We start from the raw sequence: 25,705 nt of genomic DNA on the forward strand, positions 1-25,705 counted from the left end.
CAGGCTAAGGCCTTGCTGGAACTGAAGACGGTTCATTTTCACGGCACACTCCTATGAGGAAAATTGCCGTGATTATGCATGCTACCAATGGCAGAGAATGTCGCACTAGCCGCAGCAGCGGAAGATTCGCGCTAATCAGGATAGAAAATAAGAAGAGGTGGGCGGTCAGGTACCAGCTTACTCTTGGTTTCCTTTCCTTCGGAAAGTTGGCCATATGGGATGATCTCGACCCGAAAAAATGGCCGAGTCTCCTCTGCCATCCACTCCTCCAAGAGATATTTTCCGGTGGGTCAGGGAAGGGAGGGAGTCTCTTCCCTGAGGATTATGACGTAGATGCTCATTCACAGGCTGAACTGCCAGTGGTCTTCGATGCGGACTCTTCTCAACACAGTGCCCTCATCGATGTCCTTTCGGGAAAGAACCTTGTTATCAATGGCCCCCCCGGCACAGGAAAGTCACAAACCATCACAAACGTGATAGCCGCCGGGCTTAAGGAAGGGAAAAGTATCCTGTTTGTGTCCGATAAGCTGGCCGCGCTTGAGGTTGTCCGCCACCGATTGAACAAGGCGAACCTCGGCTGCTTCTGTCTGGAGCTCCATAGTCATAAGACGCAGAAGAAAAAGCTCTTGGGGGAGATTCAGGATCGCATCGATACGATATTCCGTCCTCCGCAGCAGTTGCAGGATAAGATTCTCACCTTACGTCGGCACAAAAAGGAGCTGAACCGCTATGCCGAACTGATGTCGTTGGTCATTGGCAACAGGTTGAACCTCAGTGTCCACGACATCTTCTGGCGCAATGAGAAGCAGCGTCAAACCATCGGCGACTTCGCCACCGCTGTTCAGTCAGTCTTCCTTGCGGATGCCTCGCACTGGACCTATGATGACATCGAATTAAGGCGGGCCAAGCTTGATACTCTCGGACAGTTGTACGAGAGCATTGGCGCCTTCGATCTCTCACATCCCTGGTGGGGGTTTACGGCAAACCCCTTTGCTCCTGGAGATGATGAGACCATTGGCCGGATCATTTCCGAGGCCTTGGCCTTGGCGGATAAGCTACTCCTTCATGTGCTGGAATATCAGGAAAAGGTAGGGGATCAGAAGGAGCCGTCACTTGCCGCTTTACGTACTTGGCATGAGACAATGACTGAGTTGCCGGCGCCTCCAGAGAATCTTAAGGCTGACCTTCTCCCGAAGGCTTTTAACTTGCAGGACCCATTGGGGAAAAAGAGCACGGATCTTCTGAACCAGGTGGTCCACAAGGTCCAAATGGCTAGGGAGCTCAATGAGAAAGCTGATGGTCTACTCTCTCCTGTATGCGATTTGGACTGGAAGACGGCGGAGCCGATACTGGCGGCTGCCCGTAAGGAACTCTCTCCGTCGGCGCTGGCAGCTCCTCTGGAGTTGCTGCGCGAATGGCAAACCGCTGCAGAAACCTCAATCGAGGAATTCGGCGCAGCATGTGCTCCAACTTACAGCTTTACACAAGTTACCCCTTCACTACTCCAGAACCTGCAGCGGAAGTTAGTCGAGATGCATCCGCTGGTTGTGCATGATCGAACTGTAGAAAGTATCAGAGAAGGAGCAGCTATTCTATCGCGGGAAATATCCCGTTTAGAGGCCTCGCTGCTACAGGTGGAGGAGATTGCCAAGAAACGAAATATCGATTTCAACGGCTCCCCCTCGGCTCTCGCTAGCCTCAGGTGCAGCGACGGTATAGAGGGGATAGTTGCCGGTGTTTCCATCGACGACGGTGTACTCGCGAAGGCATCTGAGGACACAGATTCCCTGCCGCTCGATCTGCCCCTTTTCCAATTGGATGCAATCTACAAAGAGCTAAGGAGTCTCGCTGCTCGGGTCAGTCGCGCCGTCGATGAGGCGGGAGAGTACGCCCGGCAGCTGGGCCTGCCGTTCGACGGGGCATGGCGGTCACTGATGCACCTAAGCGTCTTGGCACGTGTCTCGGCTGAGGCTCCCGCCGATCTTTTAGACTTCCGGCGGCCTTCGCTGGCGTATCACCGAGTTGCGGAGCTGATGTCAACGGCTGAGGAGGCACAGAAATCAGAGAAATCCCAACGAGAAGCTCTTCACGTGCTTTTTCACCTCGACGCGCTCCCCTCCCAAGAGGAGCTGAAAAGCGCCATCCGAGCCTTCAGACGAGGGGACGGGCTCTTCAACTTTTTGAGCAGCGAATGGCGCAACGCGAGGAAACTTTTTCAAGGGATTTCCAAATCGAAGCAGAAGCTAAAAGCATCAGAGTATGAGGCTCAACTCTCATCCATCGTTAGATGGCAGGAAGATTGTGCTGCATTTGTCGAGAACTCCGACTTTAAGGAAACCTTCGGTCCCCTCTTTACCGGTATGAACAGCGATTTCGGAAAGGTGCGGCGACTGCACCGATGGTATTCGGAGAGCCAAGGGGAGATGTTGCGATACCCCGGGTTGCTGGAGTCATGCGATCTTTCGGCCCTCGACTCAAGGAAAATCCTGCAACTCGCCGCTCTCTCGCACCGTTTGCAAGAAATTGCCGGCGAGACGGTTGTCTGCAGCCAGAAGGCTGGTGACCTCGTTCCACCACTGAAAGATCGTCTTGATTCATTGCTGCAGAGGGAAGGATGGAATGCTTTCGTTTCCGAACTACATGAGCTGTCGGATCGTTTAGAAAGAGCCGTGGACACCCTTTCGCAGTACGTGAGGCCGCACGTTGCGCCAAAACGAGCCTTGGAGATTCTGAACGCGAAGAAAGAGCTCTTAGCCGTCAGGGGGGACTTCGATGCCCTGGAAACGGGCGTTCAGAGCATAGCCCATGACGTAGGCCGACTCCTTCCGGGGATCGAAACTATTCCCTGTAACTATTGGAAGGAGTTCCTTGGCGTGGTTTCCGGCATCGGGACCTCAGCTTGTACCTTGGCCGAAAACCTTTCTGTCTTCGGCGTCGGAGCGGCCACGGTCGGTGATCTCGTTAACTTCGTCGACTTGAAGGTACGAATAGATGCGGCTCTCCAGAAGTTTGCTGCCTTGCCGGAAGGGAATCACGTAGGGGGGTGGGAAGCCTATCTTTCGGCGGTTTCGGCGCGCGTGGCCGCTGCCGCCTCAGTCACTTCTCTCTTGATCCGAGCCGGACGGGACGGGAAGACAACCGAAGAGGTGACTACGGGCCTAATCGCGCGGCAAGATGCGGAGAATATTATCTGCGGCATTGCGGGTGATCCTGCAGTGACGGCTATGCTTGGCGACGTTTTCGAAGGCATTGAAACCGATCTCGATTCCCTGACAGCAACGGTAGCTTGGGGGGCGAAGGTGGCGGGGAACCTAGCCATCCGGAGTTCATTGCTGCAAAGATTTCTGCTACAGCCGGAGGCTGTTGGGAATTTTGCTTGGGCGGCAATTCAGCTTTGCGAGATCGTCTCCCTGCGCGACAATGTGCGGGGAAAGGTAAATGAACTGGAGCGTTTCGGTACGATCAAACACAACGAATGGTATTCCTCTGTAACAGGAAAAGAAACCTCGATTTTGGCAAGCACTGTCTTTGAGAAAGTGAACGCTGCTGCTAGCCATGTACCGGCAGTTCTACCTTGGTCGAAGTATATTTTTGAGCGGGAACAGAGCAAGAAACTGGGGCTGGGGAATTTTGTACATTTCTTGGAGCAAAAGGCACTGGTTCCGGGCGTGGTCGGGGCAACCTTCGAGTATGTAACCTACCGCTCCATTGGACGAAAAATTTATAAAAAATACCCGGAGTTGGAGAACTTTATTGGAACCGTTCACGAGAACATCCGTTCAGAGTTCGCGGCTCTCGATAAAGAGATCATCAGCCTGACTGGAAAAAGTTTTGCTCATGCTATCGACAGGGCGAAAACGGTTCCTGAGGGTTATAGTGGTTACCGAGCGTCCGATCGGACTGAGATGAACCTGCTCCGCAACGAGTTGGGTAAGCAGCGTCGGCATATTGCAATTCGCCAGTTGATCAGGCGTGCCGGCCGAGCTATACAGGCCCTGAAACCGTGCTTCATGATGGGGCCCCTTTCGGTAGCACAGTACCTGGAGCAAGGTTGCCTCGAGTTTGATATGGTGGTAATGGATGAAGCCTCCCAGTTGCGTCCCGAAGATGCTCTGGGGGCGGTAGCCCGCGGTAAGCAACTCGTGGTCGTGGGGGATCCAAAGCAGCTTCCGCCGACCAATTTCTTCGACCGGATGCTCGATTCCGGCGATGAAGACGACGACGAGGCTCCTGCTGTACTGGCTGGTTCTGAGAGCATATTAGATATCTGTTCGCAGCTTTTTCATCCAGTGCGTACCCTCAAGTGGCACTACCGCTCCCAACATCAATCCTTGATCGCCTTCTCCAACTTCCACTTTTACAATAGCAAGCTCGTGGTCTTCCCTGCGCCCTTCGAGAGGAACAGCAGGCTGGGTGTGAGGTACCGCTACGTCAAGAATGGAGTCTATAAAGACCGGCAAAACGTGCCGGAAGCGCAGTGTGTCGTTGACTCAGTTATCGACCACATGGTGAAATTCCCCGAGGAGTCTCTCGGTGTCGTGACGCTTAACCAGACTCAGCGTGAACTCGTGGAAGACATGCTGGACAAAAGGCTGCGCAATCTTCCTGAAGCCCAACATTTCATTGAGGATTGGGAAAAAAATGGGTGGCCTTTCTTTGTTAAAAACTTGGAAAATGTCCAAGGGGACGAGCGTGACGTTATTTTCGTCTCTACCACATTCGGAAAAGCTCCAGGCGCCGAAAAACCTAGGCAAAACTTCGGGCCGATTAGCCGTCCTGATGGGTGGCGGCGTCTAAATGTTCTCTTCACTCGGTCACGTCGGAAGCTCGAACTCTTCACCTCCATGCTTCCAGAAGACATTGTCATAGATACGAAGACTCCTGATGGAACGAAGGCTCTTAAGGACTATCTTGATTTTGCAAGGCGTGGAATACTTACTGATACTAACCTCTCCGAGCGTGAGGCGGACTCCGACTTTGAGCTTGCAGTTGGTGATTTCCTGCGTTGCCGCGGCTATGAAGTCGTCCCCCAACTTGGTGTCGCTGGGTTCTTTATCGATCTTGCCGTGCGGAATCCGGATCGTCCCGGTGAATATCTGGCAGCTATAGAATGTGACGGTGTCACCTATCATTCGAGCAGATCTGCACGTGATCGGGATCGGATACGGGAGTCGGTCTTGGAATCCCTTGGATGGAAGGGGCGCATTTGGCGAATTTGGTCTACCGAATGGTTTTATAATCCAAGAAAGGAATCCGCAAGGCTTCTAGAGTTCCTTGCGTGTCGCCGCGCAGAGTCTGCTGCCGAACCTGCCTCGGAATTCGAGTACGAGGAGTTTGTGGAGGATTTGCCGGGGATAGAGGGGGCACGCGCCACAGAAACCACAGTAGAGGCTCTTGGGGCTGAGGTGGACGTGTCCCCTACCGTCGAAGATCTGTATGTGGAGGTTGGAGACACGGTTACCTATTGTGCCCTAGATAAACCTGATCAGAAGCACACAGTCATGATTGTCGATAGCGAAAGCAATGCGCGCCTGAATCTCATAAACGAAAGCACACCATTAGCTCTGGCCCTTCTTGACTGCACAGTCGGTGATGAAACTGAGCTTGAGGTGAAGGGGAGCCCTGTGAGGGTGTTACGGGTCCTTAAGATACAGCGAAAAGGTTGAGGGGGGGGGCAGTCAGATTCGCCCTCCTGATTGCATTGGGCGGAACCGGAGCAGGAAGCGTCGGACTTCAGGAACTTCCGAAGGGGCAGAGCTTGACATTGCCTTTACCTAAGGCTGTAACGATTTCATTCACTACGCAACGTAAACCGGGGTTGTTTTCTATGTCTTTCTTAAGCCTTACGTTGACATTGGAAACCCCTGGGTTACTCCGTTGCCACGGGAAGATCTGTTGCAGGCGGGGTAACTATGGCAGATGTTCTATTCACTGCTGACCATTTCAATCTCAACCGTCCTTGGCTCCTGCAGGCTCTCATAAGGGGGCGCTAGTATGCGTGATTCGCTGGCTATCCTGTTGGCAGCAGCTGGTATTTCCGTCCTCGCCTGGGCCTTCTGGCACTTCGCCGGTGGCCGCGGGGTGGATATCCTCACCTCATTCCTGCTCCTGATCCTTACGGCAGACAACATCAGACTCAGACGCTGCTTAAGAAATAAAACGATTGTCGCAGCCGGGTCGGCGCAAATCCAGAACGACTCCCGGTCGGGCTGAGGGGAGTGGAGCGGAGTCGAAGGTCCCCAGACGAACTAAGGGCTCGCGATACGTTTTCGCGAGCCCTTTTTTGTTGTCTGCTTGGCCGAAATCGCCTTGGCTTTCAGGCTTGCCCCCGGGCACTCTTTAGCCGGACCCGGAGGGCGGGTGCTTTTCTCGAGGGGAGCGCTACTGTCGGCGCTCGGTCCTGTGCAGGCGCAGTTCCTCGGCCACCTTCCCGTCCGCCCCTGCCTCGAAGCGCTCCAGTCTCTGGTGGATAAGCTGCAACTGTGCGCTGTTTTTCTCCATGATGTCTTTCAGAATGAGCTGCAGCTCGGTTCCCCGTTTGCCTGCCTGGCCCGTGAGGAGCTGCTTGCTCACCAGGTGCTCGAACCTGAGGACGGCTTTAAGCGTATCCATGGGGGTGAGGCCTGCCGCGTCGATCTGCTCGGCAAGGCGTTCCACCAACTGCAGCACCTCGGTAAGCCCGCTGCCCCGTCTGCGCTTGATCTCGACCAGCGCCTTAGCTAGCGCGGACTCGTGATCCTGGTCGTGGCCCATCATGGCATCGAGGAGCTTCTTCAACTCAGGATCCCTGCAAATCACCACCGAATTCGAGTGGAACTTTCCCGCCTGGTTTTCCAGCTTGATGGCGAGCATCAGGGCCTGCTCCGGATCCAGGTATCCGGTACGCATCCTTTCCAGAAGACGGTCCATCGCTTCGAGCGCCGCCTGGGTGTCGGTGTCGTTTACCGACAGGCCGGCGACATCGCTTCGCTTCAGCTTGGCGAGCATCTTGAACTGCGCCGCGTGGGCCTCCTCTTCACGCGCAGTCTTGAACCAGAGCGTCTGTATCTCCGGGAACTCCGCGTGCATCTGGGCAAACCTCTGGTAGACCTGGGCGCACTTCAGTTCTATCTGCGCGCAGCGATCCAAAATCGCCAAGAGATCGGAGGGGAGGCGGGTGCTGTCCTTTCCGCCGGTAGTAGCCGTCATCGTTAACCCTCCCTGTGTGGAACCGTAGGAGAGGTTATAACCTGCCGGGGGTGTTACTGTCCAGTGCTAGTGGGGGCGGCTCGACATAACGCCTTCCCGTGTGCGGCTGTTTCCCGCCGGCTTCACGGTACCCGGCTATGGTGCCAGGTCTTGAAAAAACACTTTTTGTCGAGACTGTCTTGATGATCTGGCTTACCGTTTTTCTCGGTACCCGGGAATAGGAAAGCGATTGTCGCCGGAGCTCTCCGCGTGCTATAAGCACTGGGGTGAGCCACGGGACTTCCTGTGATCTTTTCGTGCCCACCTACAGGAGTTACACCGATGTCGTTTGCCTCTCTTGGCCTGCACCCCGAGCTTTTGAACGCCCTCGCCGACCAGTCCGGCTTCCAGCACCCGTACCCGATTCAGAAAAAGGTCATCCCCGCAATCCTTAAGGGGAGGGATCTCCTTGCCATCGCAAAGACCGGTTCCGGCAAAACTGCCGCCTTCGTGCTCCCCTTGCTGCAGCTCATCCGGTCCCAGGCCCCCGAGGCGCGGGGGACGCTCAGGGTTTTGGTCCTGGTGCCGACCCGCGAACTCGCCGCTCAGGTCGAGGGGGTGGCGAACCGGTTCGCCCGCCATCTGACCCCCCGGGTGAAAACCGGTGCGGTCTTCGGCGGGGTAGCCATCAACCCGCAGATGATCCTCCTGAAAGGGATCGAGCTCCTGGTCGCCACCCCCGGCCGGCTTCTCGAGCTGGTCGCCAAAAGGAGCGTCCAGCTCTCGGGCGTAGCCGCCTTGGTGCTGGACGAGGCGGACCGGCTCTACGGGGACGATTTCCGCGAGGAACTCGGTCAGGTTCTCGCCCTTTTGCCGCAGAGACGGCAGAACCTCATGTTCTCGGCGACCTTCGCTGCGGAGCTGGAGGGGCTCGCGGCGAGCCGGTTGAGGGACCCCCTGCGGGTGGAACTTGGGGAAGAGCCCTCGCAACCGGGGCTTATCGCCCAAGATGTCTACGAGGTCGCTGCCGCCCGCAAGGGACCCTTGTTGCGGTTCCTGATAAAAGACGGCGGCTGGAAACAGGTGCTGGTCTTCACCTCGTCGCAGCGCAGGGCCGACAACGTGACGAAGAAGCTGTGTGACAACGGTATCGCCGCGGCCACCTTCCACGGCGGCATGAGCCAGGGGGGGAGAACCGCAGCACTTGCTGCCTTCAAAACCGGGGAGCTGCGGGTGCTGGTCGCCACGGACCTGGCCGCGCGCGGGATTGACGTGCCGTATCTCCCCCATGTGGTCAACTACGAACTCCCGCGCTCGCCGACCGACTACCTGCACCGTATCGGCAGAACCGGGCGCGCCGAGAACCCCGGTGTCGCGGTGACGCTGCTTGCCCCCGAAGAGCTGCAACACTTCAGGGTCATCGAAAAGCGGCTCGGCAGGCGGCTTCCCCGCATCGACAGCAGCGAGTTCGACCTCTCCGGTTGCTGAGCCGTACGGGCTCTCCGCTGCCAAGGCAAACGCCGGTGCCAGGCTGCACTGTGGCAACTTTATCCACCTGAGGACTTCCTCTTTGATCCTTTGCGAGCTGTCAGCCGAAAAAAGCCCGAAGCCATTGTGGCTTCGGGCTTTCTCTTTACTTCGTGATGTAGCTTGACCAGGGACATCGCTCGGTACAATTCCACGAGAGGGTGCCGCATGGCGCCGTGAGGGCGGCACTCACTTCAGTTGACTGTCTTTACTACCTCTCCGATTGTAGAGGGCTTCCGCTTTCAGCTTTTTCTCGTGTTCCGATTGGCATCTCACGCAATACCGGACACCCGGCAGCGCCTTGCGGCGCGCTTCGGGTACGGGATCCTCGCATTCCGCACAATGCGTCAGACTCTCCCCGTGCGGTAACCGGCTCTTGGCCAACTCGAGCGCGGAGTCTACCGTGGCGTCTATTTGCTCCTGAACAGCCTCGTCACGCGACCAACCTACCGCCATGACTCTTTCCTTTTGGGGTAGGCGGTTCGCGGGGGGGAACGGCCGCCTCCCTAAGCGGCCTCGCCGGCCCGCTTCCATCGACGGTGCACCCAGTACCACTGGGTGGGGTGGGCCGCCACGAAATCTTCGAGGTAGCGCGACAGGGCCTGGATCTCTTCCCTGATCCCTTCCTCGCTCAGGTCCAAGCCGAACTGGTGTTCGGGAAGAAAGGTGATCACGTGCCGCTCACCTTCCCGGTGGATAAAGACGGGAACCAGCGCGGCTCCGCTTTTGCGGGCGATCTGCACCGGGGCCTTCGAGGCCCAGGCCTTGCGCCCCATGACATCGATGAGGACGCCGTCTTCGGGAGAGGCCGCCTGGTCGGCGAGCAGCCCCACGAAATGCCCCTGCTTCAGTACGGTCAGCATCGCCCTGAGAGCACCCCTCTTGTAGATGACCCGGCTCTTGTAGTGCATGCGCATCCGTTCGATCATGCGGTTCAGATACGGGTTCTTCTGCCGCCTGGCAATAACGGCCCCGTCGCCATGGAAGCGGCTGAGGGCCAGCGCCATCAGCTCCCAGTTGCCGCAGTGACCGCTCAGGCAAATTACCCCCTTCCCTTTGTCCCTGGCGGCCTCGAAGTGCTCGCTTCCGCGCATTACCACGTTGGCGACCACCTCTTCCCCCACGTCGTGGTAGAGCCGGCAGACCTCTATAAGGGACCGCCCCATATTGTCGAAGGTCCCCTGGACCAGTTCCTGGACATCCCCGCAGCAGGGAGCCCAAAGCGGATGGCGCTCCAGAAAGGGGAGGGCGCGGTTTATGTTGTCGAGCGCGATCATGCGGCGCGCGGCGAGGAGGCGGCAGATGGCAAAACCGACGGTGGCGCCGCAGCGCTCCAGGAAGACGGCAGGCATCAGCGCGGCGCCCAGGGTGAGGCCATAAAATGCGACGGCTTGAGCCGCCCAGAAGATTCGCTTCATATCCGCCTCTCTCTCAGGCCTTTCGGCACGCTGAGCTGTAAGCATCCCCGGTAGTTCACCCGATAAACCGTCGATCCATAATGCAGGTGTATAAATGTAATAGCAATAATATTATTTGTACGGGCGGGAGACTCTGTATTTTGAACGAACAAATTGATTCAAGTCGCCGGTAATATTCAATTTGATCCAGGAGCGAATCCTTTTTTAAAGGATCGAAAAGCTCATGTCTCCAGATATTTACAGTTTATTCGTGATGTCAATAACCTTGCGCTGCCGCTTCAAAGCTGATAATGTTGATTAAATTCTAAAATGTTTCGGATTAAAACAGAAAATATGGGAGACAGAAAGCACATGGCAAACGGAAGAGTTAAATGGTTTAACGACAGTAAGGGGTTTGGCTTTCTCGAGCAGGAAAATGGCGAGGACGTTTTTTGCCACTTTTCCGCGATCAGTGGCGACGGCTTTAAATCACTGGTCGAGGGGGATGACGTCACCTTCGATGTGACCAAAGGGCCGAAAGGTCTGCAGGCTACCAACGTGAAAAAGCTCTAGAAACCACCCAGCGCCAAAAACGGCGCGATCTGCAGCCGTCCCATCACCGTTGCAACGGGCCGAGGCCCCTGAAGTTCGTCAGGGGCCTCGTTTATTTTCGCCTGCCGCCCATGTCCGGTGCCAAACCAGGTTAGGAGAGGAAAATGTCCATCAAACGAGGTGACGTAGTAAGCCATTCCGAGGCAAATGCATGGGGCATAGGCAAGGTGGTTGAGGTGACTCCCCTCAAAGCGACCGTTCATTTCAACGACGGAATGATCCGGAAGATAGTCAACTCCCACTGGGAATGTCTTCTGCCGGCTCTGTCGTCGTTGTACCTCCCGGATTCCGGTGCCGGCCAGGAGGTCGCGGCAAAGACGCCCATCAAGGTGAAAAAGGTGAAAAAAGAGAAAAAGTAAACGGCCCGCAGCTTCCGAAGGGGCAGAGCTTCCCTTTTGCAGGCCTTTTTCAGGCCGTTACCTTTGGTAAGACCCCTGTGGGAGGGGAGCCGGCAGCTCCAGGCGAAAGAAAAGGGCTTCCGAGAATGCCTCGGAAGCCCTTTTCTTGTCTAAGCCCGTTATCGCTCTAGTTGTCCCCGCTCGTTTGTGCCTTAGAACTTCTAAGGGGTCAGAGCTTGACATTGCCCTTATCTAAGGCTGTAGCGACTTCATTCACTAACGTAAATCGGGGTTGCTTTCTATGTCTTTCTTGAGCCTTGCGCTGACCTTGGAAACCCCTGAGTCACTGAGCCCGAAGTGTCTACCAATCTCTTGCGAGCTTGGCGCCTGATCGACCGTCTGTCTGGTGCGGCGCCCTCACCCCGACCCTCTCCCGGTGGGAGACGGAGAGCGTGCAAAAAAAGGATTAGACCCTCGTGTCACGACAGGTATTCGGCAACAATCGCCTCGCCCCGTTTTACCTGCTCCATAACTTTCTGACTTATGCTGCGATTATCATCCCTGATGAGTTCGACCAGCCGCATGATGCGTTTGGCCTCGGATTGGCTATCGTACTTGGCACTCCATAAAATCATCTCGAAAAGCACGGGGATAAGATCCAGACCCTTCTCGGTCAGCCAATAGCTTTCCTTCCTGCCATCGGTTTCGTGCTCCTCGCGCCGGAGAATGCCTGTCTCAACCAGGTGATCCAGGCGCGAGGCCAAGATGTTGGTGGAGAATCCTTCTTCCGATCTGAGAAACTCCCCGTAGCTGTGCTTCCCTCGAAACACAATATCCCGAAGGATCAGCAGCGCCCATCGGTCTCCAAATGCCTCCAGCCCATAATTGACGGGGCAGTGCGATCGAAGGTTGTCCTTGGTTTTTTTCATAGCCCCATGGTAGATATTTTCACTTGCAAAATGCAAGTGAAAAGCGCACCGTTTGAATCAGGGCACACAACAGGAGGTAATGATCATGGTAGACATCGTACATCGAATCGGGATCAAGTCCCCCGCAGCTCAGGTATATAAGGCACTGACATCCCTGGAAGGACTAAGAAGCTGGTGGACCGAGGAAGTCCTTGGAGAAACGCAGATCGGAGGGAAGATCGAATTTCGTTTCTGCGCCCAAACGGGCGAGCTCATAGGGAGCATGGTTATGGAAGTGCAAGAGCTCAACGACAGCAAGGGTGTGCGCTGGCGCTGCGAAGCGGGGCCGGAGGAATGGGTGGGGACCGAGATCACCTTCCAGCTGTCTGAGCAGGATAACCAGACCATCGTACTTTTCGGGCACAGAAACTGGCGCGAGGCGGTTGAGGCTACCTATCATTGCAGTATGAAGTGGGCCACCTTCCTTTTGAGCCTCCGCGAGTACCTGGAAACGGGCAAGGGGAAGCCTTCACCACGCGATCTTAAGATCGACAACTGGAATTAGAGCGATATCGAACGTTTTGCAGCTTGAGGATCCAGGAGGAAGCCATGAAAGATCAAAGCTATTCCCTATCCTTTTTGGTCAATAAAAGTCCCCAGGAAGTCTTCGCCGCCGTCAACAGGGTTCGGGACTGGTGGTCGGGAGACATCGCAGGCGGTACCGACCAACCCGGCGACATCTTCACCTACAGCGTCCCGGGCATCCATTATTCCGAGCAGACCATCACCGAACTGATTCCCGGCAAGAAGGTGGTGTGGCACGTGTCAGATGCCAACCTTACCTTCGTCAAACATAAAAGCGAGTGGCAGGGAACGGACATCATCTTTGACATCGCCCCAAAAGGGGACCAGACGGAACTTCGTTTCACCCATCGTGGTTTGGTTCCGGATTTCGAGTGCCACGAAGCCTGTTCCAACGCATGGGGGTTGCTGGTGGGCGGCAACCTGCTCCGGTTAATCACCACAGGGGAGCCTCAGCCAAGCCCCTGGTAGGGGCAGGCCAACCAGAACCCGAGGACTTGCTCTCTGATTCCGCCACCCGTCAGGACGAATAAAGCCCGAAGCCATTACGGCTCCGGGCTTTCTCGTTCCTTGGTGATGTAACTAGGCCAGGGATATCGCTCGGGCCGGTTAACCATTTCTGCACGGTTTTGTCTTGGAGGAACTCAGGGGTCAAAGCTCCACATTTGACATGTGGAATACGGAGCTTTGACCCTTTGCGTTTTCAGATGCCAACTTCTCTCCGTTTCCTGGTGCGTCTGTATCTCTGGAGCACAACTGTCCCCTCCTGGTACACACCATGCCACATCCCCCCCTGCTAACCTGCTTATTTTGTGTAGGGAGCGCATTGGCATGGCATCTGCTCCCTATAACGGTGATGCAGGAACTGTTGTCCCTTATGGGTACACTTTAGGAGGGAATTTGATGGCAAAGCAAAAGTGGGATTCGAGATACTCTACCGGAATAGAGCGGATTGACCACGATCATAGAGAGTTATTGGCCCTGATCGACCGGATTCACGACATGTTCGTACAGGGACGCTATGGCAAAAGCGATTATCTGGGCGTGCTCGAATCTTTGTCTGACTATGTGGCAGGGCATTTCGCCTTCGAGGAAAAATGGATGGCCGAACACAACTATCCGGGACTCTCCGAACACAGGCTCGATCACGAGCGGTTTTCCAGGGAGGTTTCCAAGGCAGTCGACAGTTTCAAAAACGGCGTGGGAGGCCTTACCCTTACCCTGCTCACGTTCCTGAAGGTCTGGTTGATATCGCACATCACGGTGCTTGATGCCGATCTCGGCAGGTTCGACCGCGAGAGATGTGGGCATGCCAGTGTGATCGGGTTTTAGGGGCTGGAGCAAACACTGGTGCCAGCTTGCACTCTAGCAGCTTTAGGAACTCATAGGGTGGCGCTAAGATGCGTTTTGGGCTGGGTCTCTTGCCGGTCGCCGCTATAGTCTCAGTCCTCGCTTCTGGTGTTGGGCCTGCGGTGTAACGGGTGGCCCGTCCGACTCAGTCTCGTGTGCGAGTGCGTGTTACCCCGGTCAAGATCGCAACCCCGATGAGAATGACCGTGACGATCAGCACATGCTCCGTGCTCACCCCGGCGCTTACCAGAGCCCACGCCGTACCGCCGATGACGAAGGCGAAACCTATGAGATAGATGATCAAGGACATCTTCGCTGCCCCCTGGCCTTACTCGGTAGTTGGTGTTTCACTATGTCAGTATAGGGCAACCACGCCGCTTACGTCACGAAGAGCTTCCCTTTTTCAACACATCAAACCAAGCTGTCCCAAAGACCTCTTTGCCGGGGCTTCTCTGTACAGAGTACCCTGGGGGCAAAGCTCCATATTTTACCTCCAACTATTACCATTCTAACCGGTACCGTTTATCGCCCAAGGGAAACGCAGTCCGGTACGGGGCGGAAGAGTAGTCACCTAAGCCAGCAAACCAGCCCGGTGCGCAGGATAAGCAATGCTGCGCATCGCAAAGGTGATCCGGTCTGCAGCATAAGCAGCACGATGTGGCGCACTGCTAATTCGATGCTCCGGATAAGCAATCGGCTGCGCAGGATAACCAGCCTGTTAGGCAGGATAAGTAGTCCGGTACGCCGGAAAAGCAGCCTTGATGGGAGGAAAAGCAGACTGGTGTACAGGAGAAGCAATCCGGCAGGCAGGATAAGCAGTCAGGTAGGCAGGATAAGCAGTCGGGCGTGCAGGAAAAGCAGTCGGACGCGCAGGATAAGTAGTCAGGCGTGCAGGATAACCAGCCCGGTGCACAAGATAGGCAGTGAGGTACGCGGGATAACCAGTCGGGTACGGAGCATTACTCATCCGCTGCAGCGGAAAAGTAATCCGGTGCGGGATCATGGAAATCCGCTGCATAGGTGTGGGAAACTCGCTCGTAACCGGTTCTTTGAGAGGGATTCGGGGAGAGATACCGCGGGAAGAGATGGCAGGGGTTGCCAGGACGGTAACCCCTTGAGGTGGAAACTGTTTGCTACCGGCTGGGAGCCGGCCGCTTTGGCAGGAGCGTTCAGGTGTTGTCCGTGTAATGTTCGGCAACGGTTGCCTCGGCTGCGGCGTGCGCGATTTTTTTCCTGGTATTACCCCTGCGCTCCTTGGCCAGATCAAAGCCGCAGTAAATAAGTATCTCGGGGTTCCGCACGCTCTCGGCCTCGAGGTCAGCGACCATTTCATCCAGATAGGCTATCAACTGCTGCTGCAGAATCTCGCGCTCGCTGATGTCCAGGACACTCCCATAGTTTGCCTTATGATACACGCCATCGTATTTCGCCCCTACCTCAAGGAAGGTCGCCAGCAGGTTCGGGTTGGCCCCCCAGGTCGACGCAGGGATCTTCGGGTTGTCGGTAAGGGCCCTTACGATCTTCAGAACGAATGCGTGGAACTTACCCGGCCCCATATGCCGGTAGTTCCGCAGGATCCTGATCAGCACGTTGGTCACGGTCATTGGTACCTCCTTGGTCTCGCCTGCCGCCCGCGCAGATGCGTTGGCTGTTTCGGTTGGCGTCTGTTAATTGACCACACAAGGATAGGCGCCCCCACCGAAAATGCAACGGCAAGGATCACTTTTTTGGGGGGAGCAAAAGACGACGGGCAAACAGGCGGGGCTCAGCCATGGAGGTCGGAAAGCAGTGGACCCGGGTCCTGCCTGGGCATGCCAGGGCGATCGGGTTTTAGGGGCAGGATGATTTCCGGCCGGTCCTTGGGAACTTCTGAGGGGCAGAGCTCACCTCAGCTGGCTGTCTTTGCTACCTCTCCGGTTGTAGAGGGCTTCCGCCTTCAGCCTTTTCTCGTGTTCCGATTGGCATTTCACGCAATAGCGGACACCCGGCAGCGCCTTGCGGCGCGCTTCGGGTATGGGAGCCTCGCACTCCTCGCAATGCGTCAGACTCTCCCCATGCGGTAACCGGCTCTTGGCCAACTCGACCGCGGAGTCTACCGTGGCATCTATCTGCTCCTGCACTGCCTCGTCACGTGACCAACCAACTGCCATGACTCTTTCCTTTTACCTGTAATTGTTGAGTGTGATACCTGACCAGTATACTCCCTTCTCGGTCAACTTAGCTGCGATTTCCCTGGAGGGGGACAGCGCTTGTCCTTGCCTAAATTGCTTGCTGACCTAACGCCTGTTTGGATGTTAACAGCGCATAGACGACTCCAACTGATCCCGCTCACCGGTAGCTGGGAAGTCTGCCGTCTTCGCCGACGGCCATTTCTGCGCATATCCAGACAAAAAGAGGGCTCGCGGCGATGTGTCGCGAGCCCTTTGCGCTCTGCTGCCTGGGCAGCAGCCTTCTCAATCAGGCGCCTTAGGCCTTCTCTCTGCAATCGACATGCTGCGCCAGGACCACCTGGCCGGTTTCCAACAGCGACTTGATGTTGGACAGAACCTGCGGCCATCCGCCGGAGACGGCTTCGATCAGTTTGGAGCCTTCCTTGTCCAGGCTGTGGGTAACGGTGAGCTTGACCGCGGAATCGGTCGGTTCGATGTCAAAGACGCACAGTGAGTACCCCTCCTCTTTCAACTCGGGATTCCATTCGTTGCGCCACCGGATCGCCAGACGCTTGGGCGCAACGCTCTCGACGATCTCCCCGGCATCGGCGGTCTGGCCGTCGGCAAAGACCAACCTCCACGAAGAGCCTGCCCGCCAATCGCTCTCGCAATGGGTGCCGAACCAATACTGCTTCATGAACTCGACGTTGGTAAGGGCATCCCACAGCTTTTCCGGGGTGGTCTTGATGTAGATGGTGTAGATAAACTCGCTTTTACTCATGACGATCCTCCTCAAGGGCCTCTTTCAGGTTGTCCAGTGCCTGGAGCCGCCCTCGCTCGAACTTCCCGATCCAACGGGTGTAGATCTCGTTGATCGGTACCGGGTTCAGGTAATGCAGCTTCTCGCGCCCCCGCCACTTGGTTACCACCAGGTCGGCCGCTTCGAGTACGGCAAGATGCTTGGTCACCGCCTGGCGGGTCATCTCATGACCTTCACACAGCTCGTTAAGCGTAAGCCCGTTGCAGACTCGAAGCCGGTCCAGCAAGGCCCGGCGGCTGCCATCGGCTAAGGCCTTGAACACGTTGTCTTCGTTGGTAGCCATGATGTAAATATGCAACCAAAGGGTTGCGTTGTCAAGCAATCGAAACAGGGTGACGGGGCAGGGTGACGGCAGGGGGGAATTGAAACGGAGATGTCCGGATAAACCAAGGGCTTCCGAGATTGTCCCGGAAGCCCTTTTGTGTTGAAGCCTGGTATCGCTAGTTTTCTCCGCTGGTTTGTGCCTTGATCTTCGCGTTGGGGCTGATTTCCATCTGCACGCGACGGTTTAACGCGCGATTTTCGGCTGTGTCGTTGGGGACTGCCGGACGGCTCGAGCCGTAGCCGACCGCGGTCATCCGGGAAGACGGTACGCCGTTGGCCGCGAGGAAGTCACGGACGTGGTTCGCCCTTCTTTGGCTCAGGGGCTGATTGACGGCATCGGACCCGGTGGAGTCGGTGTGCCCCTGAATGACGATGTTGGTCTCGGAGTTCTTCAGGGTCGCCGCTGCTTTGGCCAGGGAGTCTTTCGCATCCGGCTTGAGGACGTCCTTGCCGGTGTCGAACAGGATGCCGGAGGGGAGCGCGACATAGACTTTATCGCCGTCCCGCACGACTGCCGCTTCGGGCATGTTCTTTTTCAAGGCTGCCGCCTGGCGGTCCATGTAGTTGCCGACGCCGCCGCCAACTACCGCACCGGTCAACCCGCCGATGGCCGCTCCTTTTCCTCCGCCGAACAGCGCGCCGACGCCGGCACCCAGCGCGGCCCCGCCAACTCCGCCGATGGCGGTCCTCTTGTATTCGTAGCTGCCATCCGGGTTCGTCGCGCAGCCAGTGGTCAGTGAGGCAACTGCTACAGCACACGCCACAACTTTCGCAAGCCATTTGAAATCCATCGCTTCCTCCTTTTATTGTATGCTTTCCGCTTGATGCCGGGGAACCTCGCGACCCGGAGGCCGCGGCTACAACCCGCGGCTCCCACGGTACGCGCGGTTCGTCCTTGAGAATGATATCAAGGGGGGAATGCCTTTCAATCCATATATACTCAAGTGCGACCTCATGTAAAGTGCGGCGTCCCTCTTGCGGCACTCTCGGCCGACAACTTCCCCCGGCCGGGACCCGGCCTAGGCGTCCAGCATGGCTCGTACCTTGCGCAGCAGTTCCATCGGCTGGACCGGCTTCATGATCAGTTCGACCTCCTTGCCGGAGACCCCCCGGTTCTGCATGAAATCGGCGGTATATCCGCTGGAATAGAGGACCCTTACCTCGGGGCTCTGCAGGGATATCTCGTCGTAGGCCGCCTTGCCGTTTTTCTTGGGCATGATCATGTCCATCACCACGAGCGCTATGCTCCCCCGGTGCTCCGCGAATTTCTCCACGGCATCCTCGCCGTCCACCGCCTCGATCACCCGGTAACCGAACTTGGTAAGGACCGACACCATGAGGCCGCGCACGTCGGTATCGTCTTCGGCGAGGAGGATGGTCTCGCTCCCCCCCGGCGGCAGGTCGAGCGGTGCGGGGGGCGCTTTTTCCTCGGGCTCTTCCGCGTGGTAGACCGGCAGGCAGATGCTGAACCTGGTGCCGCGCCCCGGCGCGCTCTCGACATCGATGAAGCCGTTATGCTGCTTGACGATCCCGTAGACGATCGACATGCCAAGGCCGGTCCCTTCCCCCACTTCCTTGGTGGTGTAGAACGGCTCGAAGATCCTCTGGCTGGTCTCGTGGTCCATGCCGCAGCCGGTGTCGGTAACCGTCACCGCCGCGTAGGGGCCCGGCTCTATGCCGCCCAGCTCCTGCTCGGCCGAGGCCGCCACCATCCGGGTGCCGGTCTCGATGGTCAAGAGCCCCCCCTTCTTCATGGCGTCGCGGGCGTTGGTCGCCAGGTTGACCAGGACCTGTTCCATCTGCCCCTGGTCGGCGTAGATCATGGGCCCTTTCCCCTGGGTGACGGTCCGCAGCTGGATGTCCTCGCCGATGACCCTCACGATGAACTTCTTGAAGTGTTCGATCACCTCGTTCAGGTAGAGCGGCTTGAGCGCGAAGACCTGCTTGCGGCTGAAGGCCAAAAGCCCCCGGGTAAGCTGGGAGGCCTTTTCCGCCGAGCCGAGGATGTGGGCGACCTCTTCCTTGTGCCGGTCGCTCAGCGCGGCGTCGCGCTGCAAAAGGTCGCCGTAGCCGATGATCACCTGCAGGATGTTGTTGAAGTCGTGGGCCACCCCGCCGGCCAGTTGCCCCACGGTCTCCATTTTCTGCGCCTGCCTGAGCTGCTCTTCCAGGTGGATGCGCTCGTTGAGCGCCCGCGACAGCCGGATGGTGCTGAAGCTTAGGGTCGAGATGATCTTGGTCAGTTTGGCGTAGAACTGCATCCCCGCCTCGGCCGTCGCGCGGCTGAAGCGCGGCACCCGGTCCAGGGCGGCCAGGTATTCCGCCTCGTCGAAGCCGTAGCGCCGCGCCTGGGCACGGAAGAACTCCACGTCGGGGGCCTCGTCCTCGTAAAAGAACTGCCCGATGAAGATGTTCCCCACGTGCCTTCCCCCCACCTCGAGCGGGGTGACCATGTCCCACATGTTGTTCTTGCAGCGGTAGTGCTTGAAGGACCCCACCGGGACGCCGTTGGTCAGCTGGGTGTCGCTTTCCAGGCAGTTTCTCAGGGTGGCGGGGTGGCAGCGGTGAAACTTGGTGCAGATGTCCTGCCAGCCGACCGCGACCAGGACCTTCCCCGAGACGTCGAGGACCGCGCCCAGCATCCCGGTCAGCCGGTAAAAGTCCTCCAGCATGGACTGCAGCATCTCGCAGTCGACGATGTCGGAGAGTTCCAGGGATCCCAGGTCGCCGTCGGGCTCCATGATCGCCTTGAGGCGGTTGCGGACCGTGGTCTCGCTCTGCTTGAGCGCCTTTTCCACCCGCCGGCGCTCCTCGATCTCCTCCTCGAGCAGCACGGTCTGGTCCTGCAGCGTTTCCTGGGCCACCTGGCGCTCGACCAGCTCCTCTTCGAGCCGCGCGGTCTGCTGCTGCAGGGTGTCTTCCAGGCGCTTGCGCCCGGTGATGTCGAAGAAGGTCGAGCGGATCAGCCGGCGCTCGTCGTCGGGGAGCCGGGTCAGCCGTACCTCGCACAATAGCTCCCGGCCGTCGAGGCTGCGGACCGCCCGCTCGAAGCACGGGGTTTCTCCGGCGAGCGCGGCGGCGTTGTGCTCGGCCATGGTTTCGGTTGCCTGCCGCTGGTCGGGCTGCTCGGGGGCGAAGAACCTCAAGGGGCCGCTTTTCAGGAGCTCGTCCCGGCTGCAGCCGAACATGACTTCGGCCATCCTGTTGGCATCGACGAAGCGGTCCAGGTCGACGTCGTACACCAGGAGGGCTTCGGTGGCCTGCTCGTTCATGATCCGGAAGTAGGTTTCGCTCTTTTGCAGCCTGGCCGTTTGGGCGCGCAGCTCTGCCTCGACCTCGCTGCGCGCGCCGATCTCGCGCTTTACCCCCCACATCGCGTAACACATGCCGAGGACCAGCGACAGGCAGAAGAATTCCAGCGTCAAGAGCACCCAGTCGAGCCCCCGCCCGTAGGACCCCAGCTGCAGCTGCACTCCGCCCCCCACGGGGAGCAGCGCGGTCCGGTAGACGAGGTCGGGGTCGGGGTCTGGGTGGCCGGCCCCGCTCAGTTCGGCCAGGAGCCCGCCCGAGGCGTCCCTGAGGCTTACCGGGTGGGTGGCGCCGACCTGGGGGGCAGCCAGGGCCTGCAGCAACCTCTGGCAGGAGTACACGCCGGCGAACAGGCCGAGGAAGCGGTCCCCGCGGAACACCGGAACCCAGACCTCGATGGAGGGATTGCCCTGGATCGCCTCGAAGGGGAGGGTGTAGGCCGGCTGGCGGGTCTCCCGGGCCAGTTGGGCCGCCCGTTTGGGCTCCGGTAGGTCCAGGTGGAGCCCGAGTATCTGCTCGTTACCCTCAAGGGGGGAGACATCGCGGATGAAAAGATCCGCGTCGACCCAGGTTACGTTGAAGATTTCCGGATGCCCCAGGACGTAGCGCTGGGCGCGCTCCTGGAACCGCCTGGCATCGAGGGCGCCGGAGGCGCGGTCCTTTGCCAGCATCTGCAGGTAGTCCTCGTTCCCCTTGAAGCGCAGCTGCATGCTTCGTGCGAGAGACTCGGCGCCGCTCCTAAGCTCGGCGCGCCTGGAGTTGTAGGAGTTCTGGTTCACCAGCCACATGATGGCCGCAAAAAACACCAGGAAGGTGGCGAGCATGATGACCGGGCTGTACCACAGCCTGTTACTACCCCTATTCTGCAGGTTCATTGGGAATCCTCTGTGGTTCTCGTGAGGTTCGAAAGGGAGATCGGGCCGTCTCTCCCCGTATGGCAGGTAATCGGTTTTCGCACGGAATCGTTGAATAAAAACAGCAGCCGGCCGGGTTCCGACAACGGCCCCGCACCGCCTCAAAACAGTGCGCTACCTTCCGCCAGGCAGCCGCAAAGGCGCAACGCCTGATAATAACAGAGCTCTACCGGGTAACGCACGCCAAATTTCTCGCCGAAGCGGGAGCCCCTCCCCCGGACGCAAAAAAACCCGCGCAAGGTTTAACCTGCGCGGGCCCGGGGAGGGTGCCGCCAGCCGGCTCGCGAACGAGCTGCCGGCCGGCGGAACTGCCCGCATCAATGGCAGCCGAAGCATTTGGAGGTGTACTTGGCGACGACATCCACGGTGCCGTTGGCATGCTGGCTCGGGGCGGTCACGTAGTTGGAGAGGATGGTCTTGCCGTCGACGGTCGTGCTGGATTTGGCGTCCGGATGGCAGGTTTCACAGTTGTTGGCGCCGATCATGCTGTTGCCGTGCTGCCCGCTGTGCCAGACGTACGAGTAGTTTTTCGGCGGGCTGCCGTGGCAGCTGTCGCAGTTACTCGCGTTGTCGTAGAGCCACTTGGCCGTGGCGCTGCTCATCCCCCCGTACTGGATGGTGACCGGTACCGCCTCGTCGAGACCCCAGTCCCAGATGTAGTAGGTGAAATTCCCGGCCGGCACGTTGTGGCAGGCGATGTTCGAGCAGGTGGCGGGCTCGGCGGTTTTCGGGTTGTTCCAGGCCCCCGACTTGGTGAAGAGCGGGGCCGGACCGCCGGGCTGGAAGGCGGGTTTCGCGCTGTCCTTGAAGAAGGTCCCCGACACGATGAAGCTGCTCGTCACCTTGTGGCAGGCATCGCAGTCGTTCATGTAGTTCTGATGGATGGTGTGCATGATGTCGGGACAAAGGTCGTTGCTCGTGGCATCGATGCAGTAGTTGGCACTGTCGGCAACCGAGCCGGTGGCCGCCTGGAGCAGGAGGGCCAATCCGAGTGCTGCGGCTGACACACGTCTTCTTTTCATGTAGGTACCCCGGGAAATGTAGTTGGTTGCCGGCTATTTCTTGTCGGTGTCAGCTTTCAGCTTCGAGGGCTTCGGGTTCGGCTTCTTGTACTTCTTCAGGACGTAGCTGTCGATCGAGGCGTCGTGGGGAACCCATTCCTGCCCGTTGTAGATGTATTCCTTGTTGTCGGTGGTGTTGAAGTACACCGTGTGGATTTTCGGGTTGCTCGGTTCGTGAGGCAGGCGCTGGACCTCTTTGGCGGAGGCCGGAGACACAGCCAGCAGCAGCGCGCAGAGCATCGTGGCGGGGAGAGTTGCCTGTCTGACCAAACGGCAGGGCACACGGGTCGGCTTGAGAGATGAGTCGGTTCTTTTCATGCTGATGAGCTCCTCTTATGGTTATCTGTAAGGTTCCAGAAGGTTCGTCACGGCGCCAGCCGATGGCGCTTCGTCGCTTGAGAAGGGTAGGGCTCAGGTCCGCACCGGGAAAAAAGGCCTCGGCATAGAGTTACCAAGAGGACGAAAGCCGACGCTCGACGGCGCTTTTACAGCAAAATTCCTGCCAATGCCGCACCTTGCGCAATAACGGCGCCTTCGTCCCCGCTGGCCGGTATTGTCGTACCGACAGCTACGCCATATGGCGGAATCCCGGCCGGCATTGTGTAAGCAGTGGATACTCTTGGAGAATTATTATAGGCGACGACAGGCCAGAAAGGGGGACCTGCCGGGGGGGGGAGGCGGGGGCATGTGTGTTTTCACATCTTTAAAAGGCCGGAGTAATCCCGCTTCAATAAAAAACGGCAATGATATTGTTGTTTTAACTTTAGGGTATAAAGCCTGGCGTCTTAGGAAAAAAGCGTAATCTACCTGTAAGCGATTTGACGATGTTTGTTTACGCTATATGGCACGAATTCAGTTGCCTACAACGAACTAACTCCATCAAAACAAAGGAAACTACCAAAGGTGCGATATTTGCAGTATGCGATGAAATATCTTGGATAAATTAAGAATATATTAATTAGTCTTTGAGATTCGCTCCAGCTCTTCTGTGAGTTTTTGCACGCTAAAAACCGCTTTTATGCTTTATATAATGTGGAATTTCCCAACAAGGAGCCGAAGAATGAAAAAGATGTTGCTGGTTGCCATTGGCCTCGCTGCCTTTGCTTTGGTCCAACCTCGCGGTGCCGGAGCTGTTAGCCACAACCTGGCCAACGTGCCCTCATGTATCAGTTGCCACAACACCCCGATTCCCGACGGCCCGACCTTCAATAACTCCTGCCTCCAGTGTCACGACGTGGCAGCCAATAACGCTGCGGTCACCCACAAGCTCGACCCCAGCCGGCAGGGTGGTACCTCCCACAGCTGGAGCGGCAACGCGGTGAACCCTGCGGCCGGCGCCCAGAAACCGACCAGCGGCGCGCTGGCAGAGGTATCCCGCGTCACCGGGAGCACCCTTGCCTGCGTGAACTGCCATAACCCGCATGCCACCAACAATACTGCCGCAGGCTTCCTGAGGACCGGCAGCGCGGACCAGCTCTGCCTCGACTGCCACCGCTCCCGCAACGTCACAAGCCACCGGGTCGACCCGACCAGGTCCCCGGCCAGCCACCCGGTCAACGTCAAGTACCAGGATGCCGTGGCCGCCGGCGGTTTCAGCAGCACCCCCGGGAATGCGGCGCTGAGCGCCGGGCTCGCCGCGACCGGCGGCACGCTTCTGTGCAGCACCTGCCACGACGTGCACGACAGCGTGACGCAGGACGGCTCGCTCTTGCGCGCCGAGGCCCGCGGGGCCGCAGTCACTGCCGGCAACCCCGACAACGCCAACTTCTGCACCAGCTGCCATACCGGGAAGTACAACCACAACGCCAAGGGGCAGGACATCCAGTGCCTCGACTGCCATGCCGCCCACGTCGACTACGACCCCGCAGACCCCGCCGGGGCCCAGGGGACCAACGTGAGCCTGGTGCGCAGGTACCTGCCGGGGAAAAACGCCCAGACCTTCTTCCGCGCCGGCGACTACTACAAAAACGGCGACGGCTCCGGCGTCTGCCAATCCTGCCACGCGGTTCCGACCGGCGCCAAACCGTACGGGGCGCTGCACGACAGCAAGGGACCTTCCGACTGCACGGCCTGCCACAGCCACGCCAACGCTAAAGGGTCCTTCAGCGCGAACGTCGCCTGCGGCGGCTGCCACGCGCTCCCCCCGACCGACTCCGTCTTCTACAGCGGCGTCCAGAAGTACTCCCACAAGGCGGGGGATACCGCCTGCGACAGCTGCCACACCTCGGCCACGGCGCCCAGCCACAACGACGGCACGGTGAACCTCGTCACGGGCGCCAACTCCTGCAGCGCCTGCCACGCGTACCCCCCCGCGAGCCCGGCGCACACAACGGCGACCACCGCGCCGTTCAACTGCACCTTCTGTCACCTGTACACCGACTTCAACGGCTCGCTGCACAACAACGGGAGCCTCGACCTGAACGTCGCGAACCTTACCTGCACCACCTGCCACCCCACCCTGAGCAGCTCGCACGCGGCCCACGTCGGGAACCTGCCGACCTTGGTGACCGCGTACGGCGGCAGCGACCCGTATTTCCTCAACAACAACACCGACGCCACGGGGTACCGGTTCGGCTGCGCCTACTGCCACCCGACCAGCAACGCGAACCACTGGAACGGGACCATCGTCTTAGCGGGGAACGGCTTTGCCGGCACCAGCAAGACCAACGTCACCTGCAGCGCCAGCGTCTGCCACAGCGACGGCAAAGGGGGCTTTGTCGCGAGTCCCAACTGGTACACCGGTTTTGTCGGCCAGGACCGCTGCTCGATGTGCCACGCGGCTGCCCCGACCAGCGGCGCCCATTTCGCCCACACCTCGATCAACGGCATCCACGACGGCAGCAGCGGGATCAGCTACCCCGCCACTTACAGCTGCGTGAAGTGCCACAGCGCGACGGTCGACGCCAACCGGAACATCTACTACCCGAACCACGTGAATGGGACGGTCAAGGTGAGCTTCATCGCCGCGAGCGAGGTCTCCAAGGCGCAGCTCACGAGCGTCGACCCCGCCATCTGGACCAGAAACGGCTCGATCGACACCTCGGTACAGCCCTTGAGCGCCGGAAGTTATGCCAATGCCACCTGCTCCAACATCGCATGCCATAACAACCTGGTGACCCCGGCCTGGAACAGCGCGGTCAAGATCTCCTGCGTCGACTGCCACTCGAAGCTGTAACGGTCGGGTCGGGCCGGTCGGCCGCTGCTCCTAACTGACGATACTTACTTACCAGTCTATAAAGCGAGGTT

Annotated in this window: 22 protein-coding genes; 9 read left to right on the forward strand and 13 right to left on the reverse strand. The window is 58.3% G+C overall.

Annotated features, from left to right (window positions below; genetic code table 11):
- Positions 1 to 74: 74 nt before the first annotated feature.
- Together GMST_RS14070 and GMST_RS14075 are read left to right on the forward strand one after the other, a co-directional pair.
- The gene (locus GMST_RS14070; protein WP_183355322.1) at positions 75 to 5,666 is read left to right on the forward strand and encodes a PDDEXK-like endonuclease domain-containing protein; all 5,592 of its coding nucleotides are present in this window, start codon (positions 75 to 77) and stop codon (positions 5,664 to 5,666) included.
- A gap of 328 nt (positions 5,667 to 5,994) precedes the next feature.
- Positions 5,995 to 6,213 (forward strand): hypothetical protein, encoded by a 219-nt coding sequence (locus tag GMST_RS14075; RefSeq protein WP_183355323.1) that lies wholly within the window; start codon positions 5,995 to 5,997, stop codon positions 6,211 to 6,213.
- Between the two features lie 168 nt (positions 6,214 to 6,381).
- On the opposite strand, the gene GMST_RS14080 is transcribed toward GMST_RS14075, so the two are convergent.
- Positions 6,382 to 7,188 (reverse strand): ferritin family protein, encoded by an 807-nt coding sequence (locus GMST_RS14080; protein WP_183355324.1) that lies wholly within the window; start codon positions 7,186 to 7,188, stop codon positions 6,382 to 6,384.
- A gap of 321 nt (positions 7,189 to 7,509) precedes the next feature.
- Here GMST_RS14080 and GMST_RS14085 point away from each other — a divergent pair, with 321 nt between their 5' ends.
- A complete protein-coding gene (locus GMST_RS14085) occupies positions 7,510 to 8,655 on the forward strand; it encodes a DEAD/DEAH box helicase (protein WP_183355325.1) in 1,146 nt (381 codons plus the stop codon).
- Positions 8,656 to 8,883: 228 nt separating this feature from the next.
- On the opposite strand, the gene GMST_RS14090 is transcribed toward GMST_RS14085, so the two are convergent.
- Both GMST_RS14090 and GMST_RS14095 read right to left on the reverse strand, forming a co-directional pair.
- Positions 8,884 to 9,228: a DksA/TraR family C4-type zinc finger protein gene (locus GMST_RS14090; RefSeq protein ID WP_308936497.1), complete on the reverse strand. Its 345-nt coding sequence runs from the start codon at positions 9,226 to 9,228 to the stop codon at positions 8,884 to 8,886.
- Entirely contained in the window at positions 9,201 to 10,112 is a 912-nt protein-coding gene (locus GMST_RS14095; protein ID WP_183355327.1) for a lysophospholipid acyltransferase family protein, read from the reverse strand. Before GMST_RS14095 ends, GMST_RS14090 begins: the two co-directional genes overlap by 28 nt.
- A 351-nt stretch (positions 10,113 to 10,463) precedes the next feature.
- Here GMST_RS14095 and GMST_RS14100 point away from each other — a divergent pair, with 351 nt between their 5' ends.
- Together GMST_RS14100 and GMST_RS14105 are read left to right on the forward strand one after the other, a co-directional pair.
- Positions 10,464 to 10,664: a cold-shock protein gene (locus tag GMST_RS14100; protein ID WP_183355328.1), complete on the forward strand. Its 201-nt coding sequence runs from the start codon at positions 10,464 to 10,466 to the stop codon at positions 10,662 to 10,664.
- 143 nt (positions 10,665 to 10,807) lie between these two features.
- Positions 10,808 to 11,062, forward strand: coding sequence for a DUF3553 domain-containing protein (locus tag GMST_RS14105; RefSeq protein ID WP_183355329.1), 255 nt, complete (start codon positions 10,808 to 10,810; stop codon positions 11,060 to 11,062).
- Between the two features lie 458 nt (positions 11,063 to 11,520).
- On the opposite strand, the gene GMST_RS14110 is transcribed toward GMST_RS14105, so the two are convergent.
- A complete protein-coding gene (locus GMST_RS14110) occupies positions 11,521 to 11,970 on the reverse strand; it encodes a winged helix-turn-helix transcriptional regulator (protein WP_183355330.1) in 450 nt (149 codons plus the stop codon).
- An 85-nt stretch (positions 11,971 to 12,055) separates the two neighbouring features.
- Between GMST_RS14110 and GMST_RS14115 the strand changes: the two genes are divergently transcribed.
- The 3 genes from GMST_RS14115 (at position 12,056) to GMST_RS14125 (ending at position 13,863) form a co-directional block, all read left to right on the forward strand.
- Positions 12,056 to 12,514 carry an SRPBCC family protein gene (locus tag GMST_RS14115; RefSeq protein WP_183355331.1) on the forward strand — a complete coding sequence of 153 codons (459 nt, stop codon included), beginning with the start codon at positions 12,056 to 12,058 and terminating at the stop codon, positions 12,512 to 12,514.
- Between the two features lie 44 nt (positions 12,515 to 12,558).
- The gene (locus tag GMST_RS14120) at positions 12,559 to 13,002 is read left to right on the forward strand and encodes an SRPBCC family protein (protein ID WP_183355332.1); all 444 of its coding nucleotides are present in this window, start codon (positions 12,559 to 12,561) and stop codon (positions 13,000 to 13,002) included.
- A 432-nt stretch (positions 13,003 to 13,434) separates the two neighbouring features.
- Positions 13,435 to 13,863, forward strand: coding sequence for a bacteriohemerythrin (locus tag GMST_RS14125; RefSeq protein ID WP_183355333.1), 429 nt, complete (start codon positions 13,435 to 13,437; stop codon positions 13,861 to 13,863).
- A gap of 163 nt (positions 13,864 to 14,026) precedes the next feature.
- Here the strand turns inward: GMST_RS14125 and GMST_RS14130 are convergent, their stop codons facing one another.
- The 9 genes from GMST_RS14130 to GMST_RS14170 form a co-directional block, all read right to left on the reverse strand.
- Positions 14,027 to 14,191, reverse strand: a complete 165-nt coding sequence (locus GMST_RS14130; RefSeq protein WP_183355334.1) for a hypothetical protein — start codon at positions 14,189 to 14,191, stop codon at positions 14,027 to 14,029.
- An 859-nt stretch (positions 14,192 to 15,050) separates the two neighbouring features.
- Positions 15,051 to 15,485, reverse strand: a complete 435-nt coding sequence (locus tag GMST_RS14135) for a hypothetical protein (protein ID WP_246399642.1) — start codon at positions 15,483 to 15,485, stop codon at positions 15,051 to 15,053.
- Positions 15,486 to 15,764: 279 nt separating this feature from the next.
- The gene (locus GMST_RS14140; RefSeq protein WP_183355335.1) at positions 15,765 to 16,031 is read right to left on the reverse strand and encodes a DksA/TraR family C4-type zinc finger protein; all 267 of its coding nucleotides are present in this window, start codon (positions 16,029 to 16,031) and stop codon (positions 15,765 to 15,767) included.
- Positions 16,032 to 16,347: 316 nt separating this feature from the next.
- On the reverse strand, positions 16,348 to 16,812 hold the full coding sequence (locus GMST_RS14145) for an SRPBCC family protein (RefSeq protein WP_183355336.1): 465 nt from the start codon (positions 16,810 to 16,812) through the stop codon (positions 16,348 to 16,350).
- The gene (locus tag GMST_RS14150) at positions 16,805 to 17,134 is read right to left on the reverse strand and encodes an ArsR/SmtB family transcription factor (RefSeq protein ID WP_183355337.1); all 330 of its coding nucleotides are present in this window, start codon (positions 17,132 to 17,134) and stop codon (positions 16,805 to 16,807) included. The genes GMST_RS14145 and GMST_RS14150 overlap by 8 nt, the downstream gene beginning before the upstream one ends.
- A gap of 157 nt (positions 17,135 to 17,291) precedes the next feature.
- Positions 17,292 to 17,966 (reverse strand): YiaD family glycine zipper/OmpA-like lipoprotein, encoded by a 675-nt coding sequence (locus GMST_RS14155; protein WP_183355338.1) that lies wholly within the window; start codon positions 17,964 to 17,966, stop codon positions 17,292 to 17,294.
- Between the two features lie 228 nt (positions 17,967 to 18,194).
- Positions 18,195 to 21,359 (reverse strand): PocR ligand-binding domain-containing protein, encoded by a 3,165-nt coding sequence (locus GMST_RS14160; RefSeq protein WP_183355339.1) that lies wholly within the window; start codon positions 21,357 to 21,359, stop codon positions 18,195 to 18,197.
- A gap of 356 nt (positions 21,360 to 21,715) precedes the next feature.
- On the reverse strand, positions 21,716 to 22,420 hold the full coding sequence (locus GMST_RS14165) for a hypothetical protein (protein WP_183355340.1): 705 nt from the start codon (positions 22,418 to 22,420) through the stop codon (positions 21,716 to 21,718).
- Between the two features lie 33 nt (positions 22,421 to 22,453).
- The gene (locus GMST_RS14170) at positions 22,454 to 22,777 is read right to left on the reverse strand and encodes a hypothetical protein (protein ID WP_183355341.1); all 324 of its coding nucleotides are present in this window, start codon (positions 22,775 to 22,777) and stop codon (positions 22,454 to 22,456) included.
- 742 nt (positions 22,778 to 23,519) lie between these two features.
- On the opposite strand from GMST_RS14170, the gene GMST_RS14175 reads away from it, so the two are divergent.
- Positions 23,520 to 25,634, forward strand: a complete 2,115-nt coding sequence (locus tag GMST_RS14175) for a CxxxxCH/CxxCH domain c-type cytochrome (protein WP_183355342.1) — start codon at positions 23,520 to 23,522, stop codon at positions 25,632 to 25,634.
- The last annotated feature ends 71 nt before the right edge of the window (positions 25,635 to 25,705 follow it).

Origin of the sequence: Geomonas silvestris, assembly GCF_014193515.1 — a bacterium.
In the GTDB taxonomy this organism is placed as follows: Bacteria; Desulfobacterota; Desulfuromonadia; order Geobacterales; family Geobacteraceae; genus Geomonas; species Geomonas silvestris.

Coding starts and splice junctions, on each gene's coding strand:
- GMST_RS14075 (WP_183355323.1), top strand. CDS start 5,995: ATGCGTGATTCGCTGGCTATCCTGTTGGCAGCAGCTGGTATTTCCGTC.
- GMST_RS14115 (WP_183355331.1), top strand. CDS start 12,056: ATGGTAGACATCGTACATCGAATCGGGATCAAGTCCCCCGCAGCTCAG.
- GMST_RS14110 (WP_183355330.1), bottom strand. CDS start 11,970: ATGAAAAAAACCAAGGACAACCTTCGATCGCACTGCCCCGTCAATTAT.
- GMST_RS14130 (WP_183355334.1), bottom strand. CDS start 14,191: ATGTCCTTGATCATCTATCTCATAGGTTTCGCCTTCGTCATCGGCGGT.
- GMST_RS14155 (WP_183355338.1), bottom strand. CDS start 17,966: ATGGATTTCAAATGGCTTGCGAAAGTTGTGGCGTGTGCTGTAGCAGTT.
- GMST_RS14070 (WP_183355322.1), top strand. CDS start 75: ATGCATGCTACCAATGGCAGAGAATGTCGCACTAGCCGCAGCAGCGGA.
- GMST_RS14085 (WP_183355325.1), top strand. CDS start 7,510: ATGTCGTTTGCCTCTCTTGGCCTGCACCCCGAGCTTTTGAACGCCCTC.
- GMST_RS14175 (WP_183355342.1), top strand. CDS start 23,520: ATGAAAAAGATGTTGCTGGTTGCCATTGGCCTCGCTGCCTTTGCTTTG.
- GMST_RS14080 (WP_183355324.1), bottom strand. CDS start 7,188: ATGACGGCTACTACCGGCGGAAAGGACAGCACCCGCCTCCCCTCCGAT.
- GMST_RS14150 (WP_183355337.1), bottom strand. CDS start 17,134: ATGGCTACCAACGAAGACAACGTGTTCAAGGCCTTAGCCGATGGCAGC.
- GMST_RS14140 (WP_183355335.1), bottom strand. CDS start 16,031: ATGGCAGTTGGTTGGTCACGTGACGAGGCAGTGCAGGAGCAGATAGAT.
- GMST_RS14145 (WP_183355336.1), bottom strand. CDS start 16,812: ATGAGTAAAAGCGAGTTTATCTACACCATCTACATCAAGACCACCCCG.
- GMST_RS14135 (WP_246399642.1), bottom strand. CDS start 15,485: ATGACCGTGACCAACGTGCTGATCAGGATCCTGCGGAACTACCGGCAT.
- GMST_RS14170 (WP_183355341.1), bottom strand. CDS start 22,777: ATGAAAAGAACCGACTCATCTCTCAAGCCGACCCGTGTGCCCTGCCGT.
- GMST_RS14105 (WP_183355329.1), top strand. CDS start 10,808: ATGTCCATCAAACGAGGTGACGTAGTAAGCCATTCCGAGGCAAATGCA.
- GMST_RS14090 (WP_308936497.1), bottom strand. CDS start 9,228: ATGGAAGCGGGCCGGCGAGGCCGCTTAGGGAGGCGGCCGTTCCCCCCC.
- GMST_RS14120 (WP_183355332.1), top strand. CDS start 12,559: ATGAAAGATCAAAGCTATTCCCTATCCTTTTTGGTCAATAAAAGTCCC.
- GMST_RS14100 (WP_183355328.1), top strand. CDS start 10,464: ATGGCAAACGGAAGAGTTAAATGGTTTAACGACAGTAAGGGGTTTGGC.
- GMST_RS14160 (WP_183355339.1), bottom strand. CDS start 21,359: ATGAACCTGCAGAATAGGGGTAGTAACAGGCTGTGGTACAGCCCGGTC.
- GMST_RS14095 (WP_183355327.1), bottom strand. CDS start 10,112: ATGAAGCGAATCTTCTGGGCGGCTCAAGCCGTCGCATTTTATGGCCTC.
- GMST_RS14165 (WP_183355340.1), bottom strand. CDS start 22,420: ATGAAAAGAAGACGTGTGTCAGCCGCAGCACTCGGATTGGCCCTCCTG.
- GMST_RS14125 (WP_183355333.1), top strand. CDS start 13,435: ATGGCAAAGCAAAAGTGGGATTCGAGATACTCTACCGGAATAGAGCGG.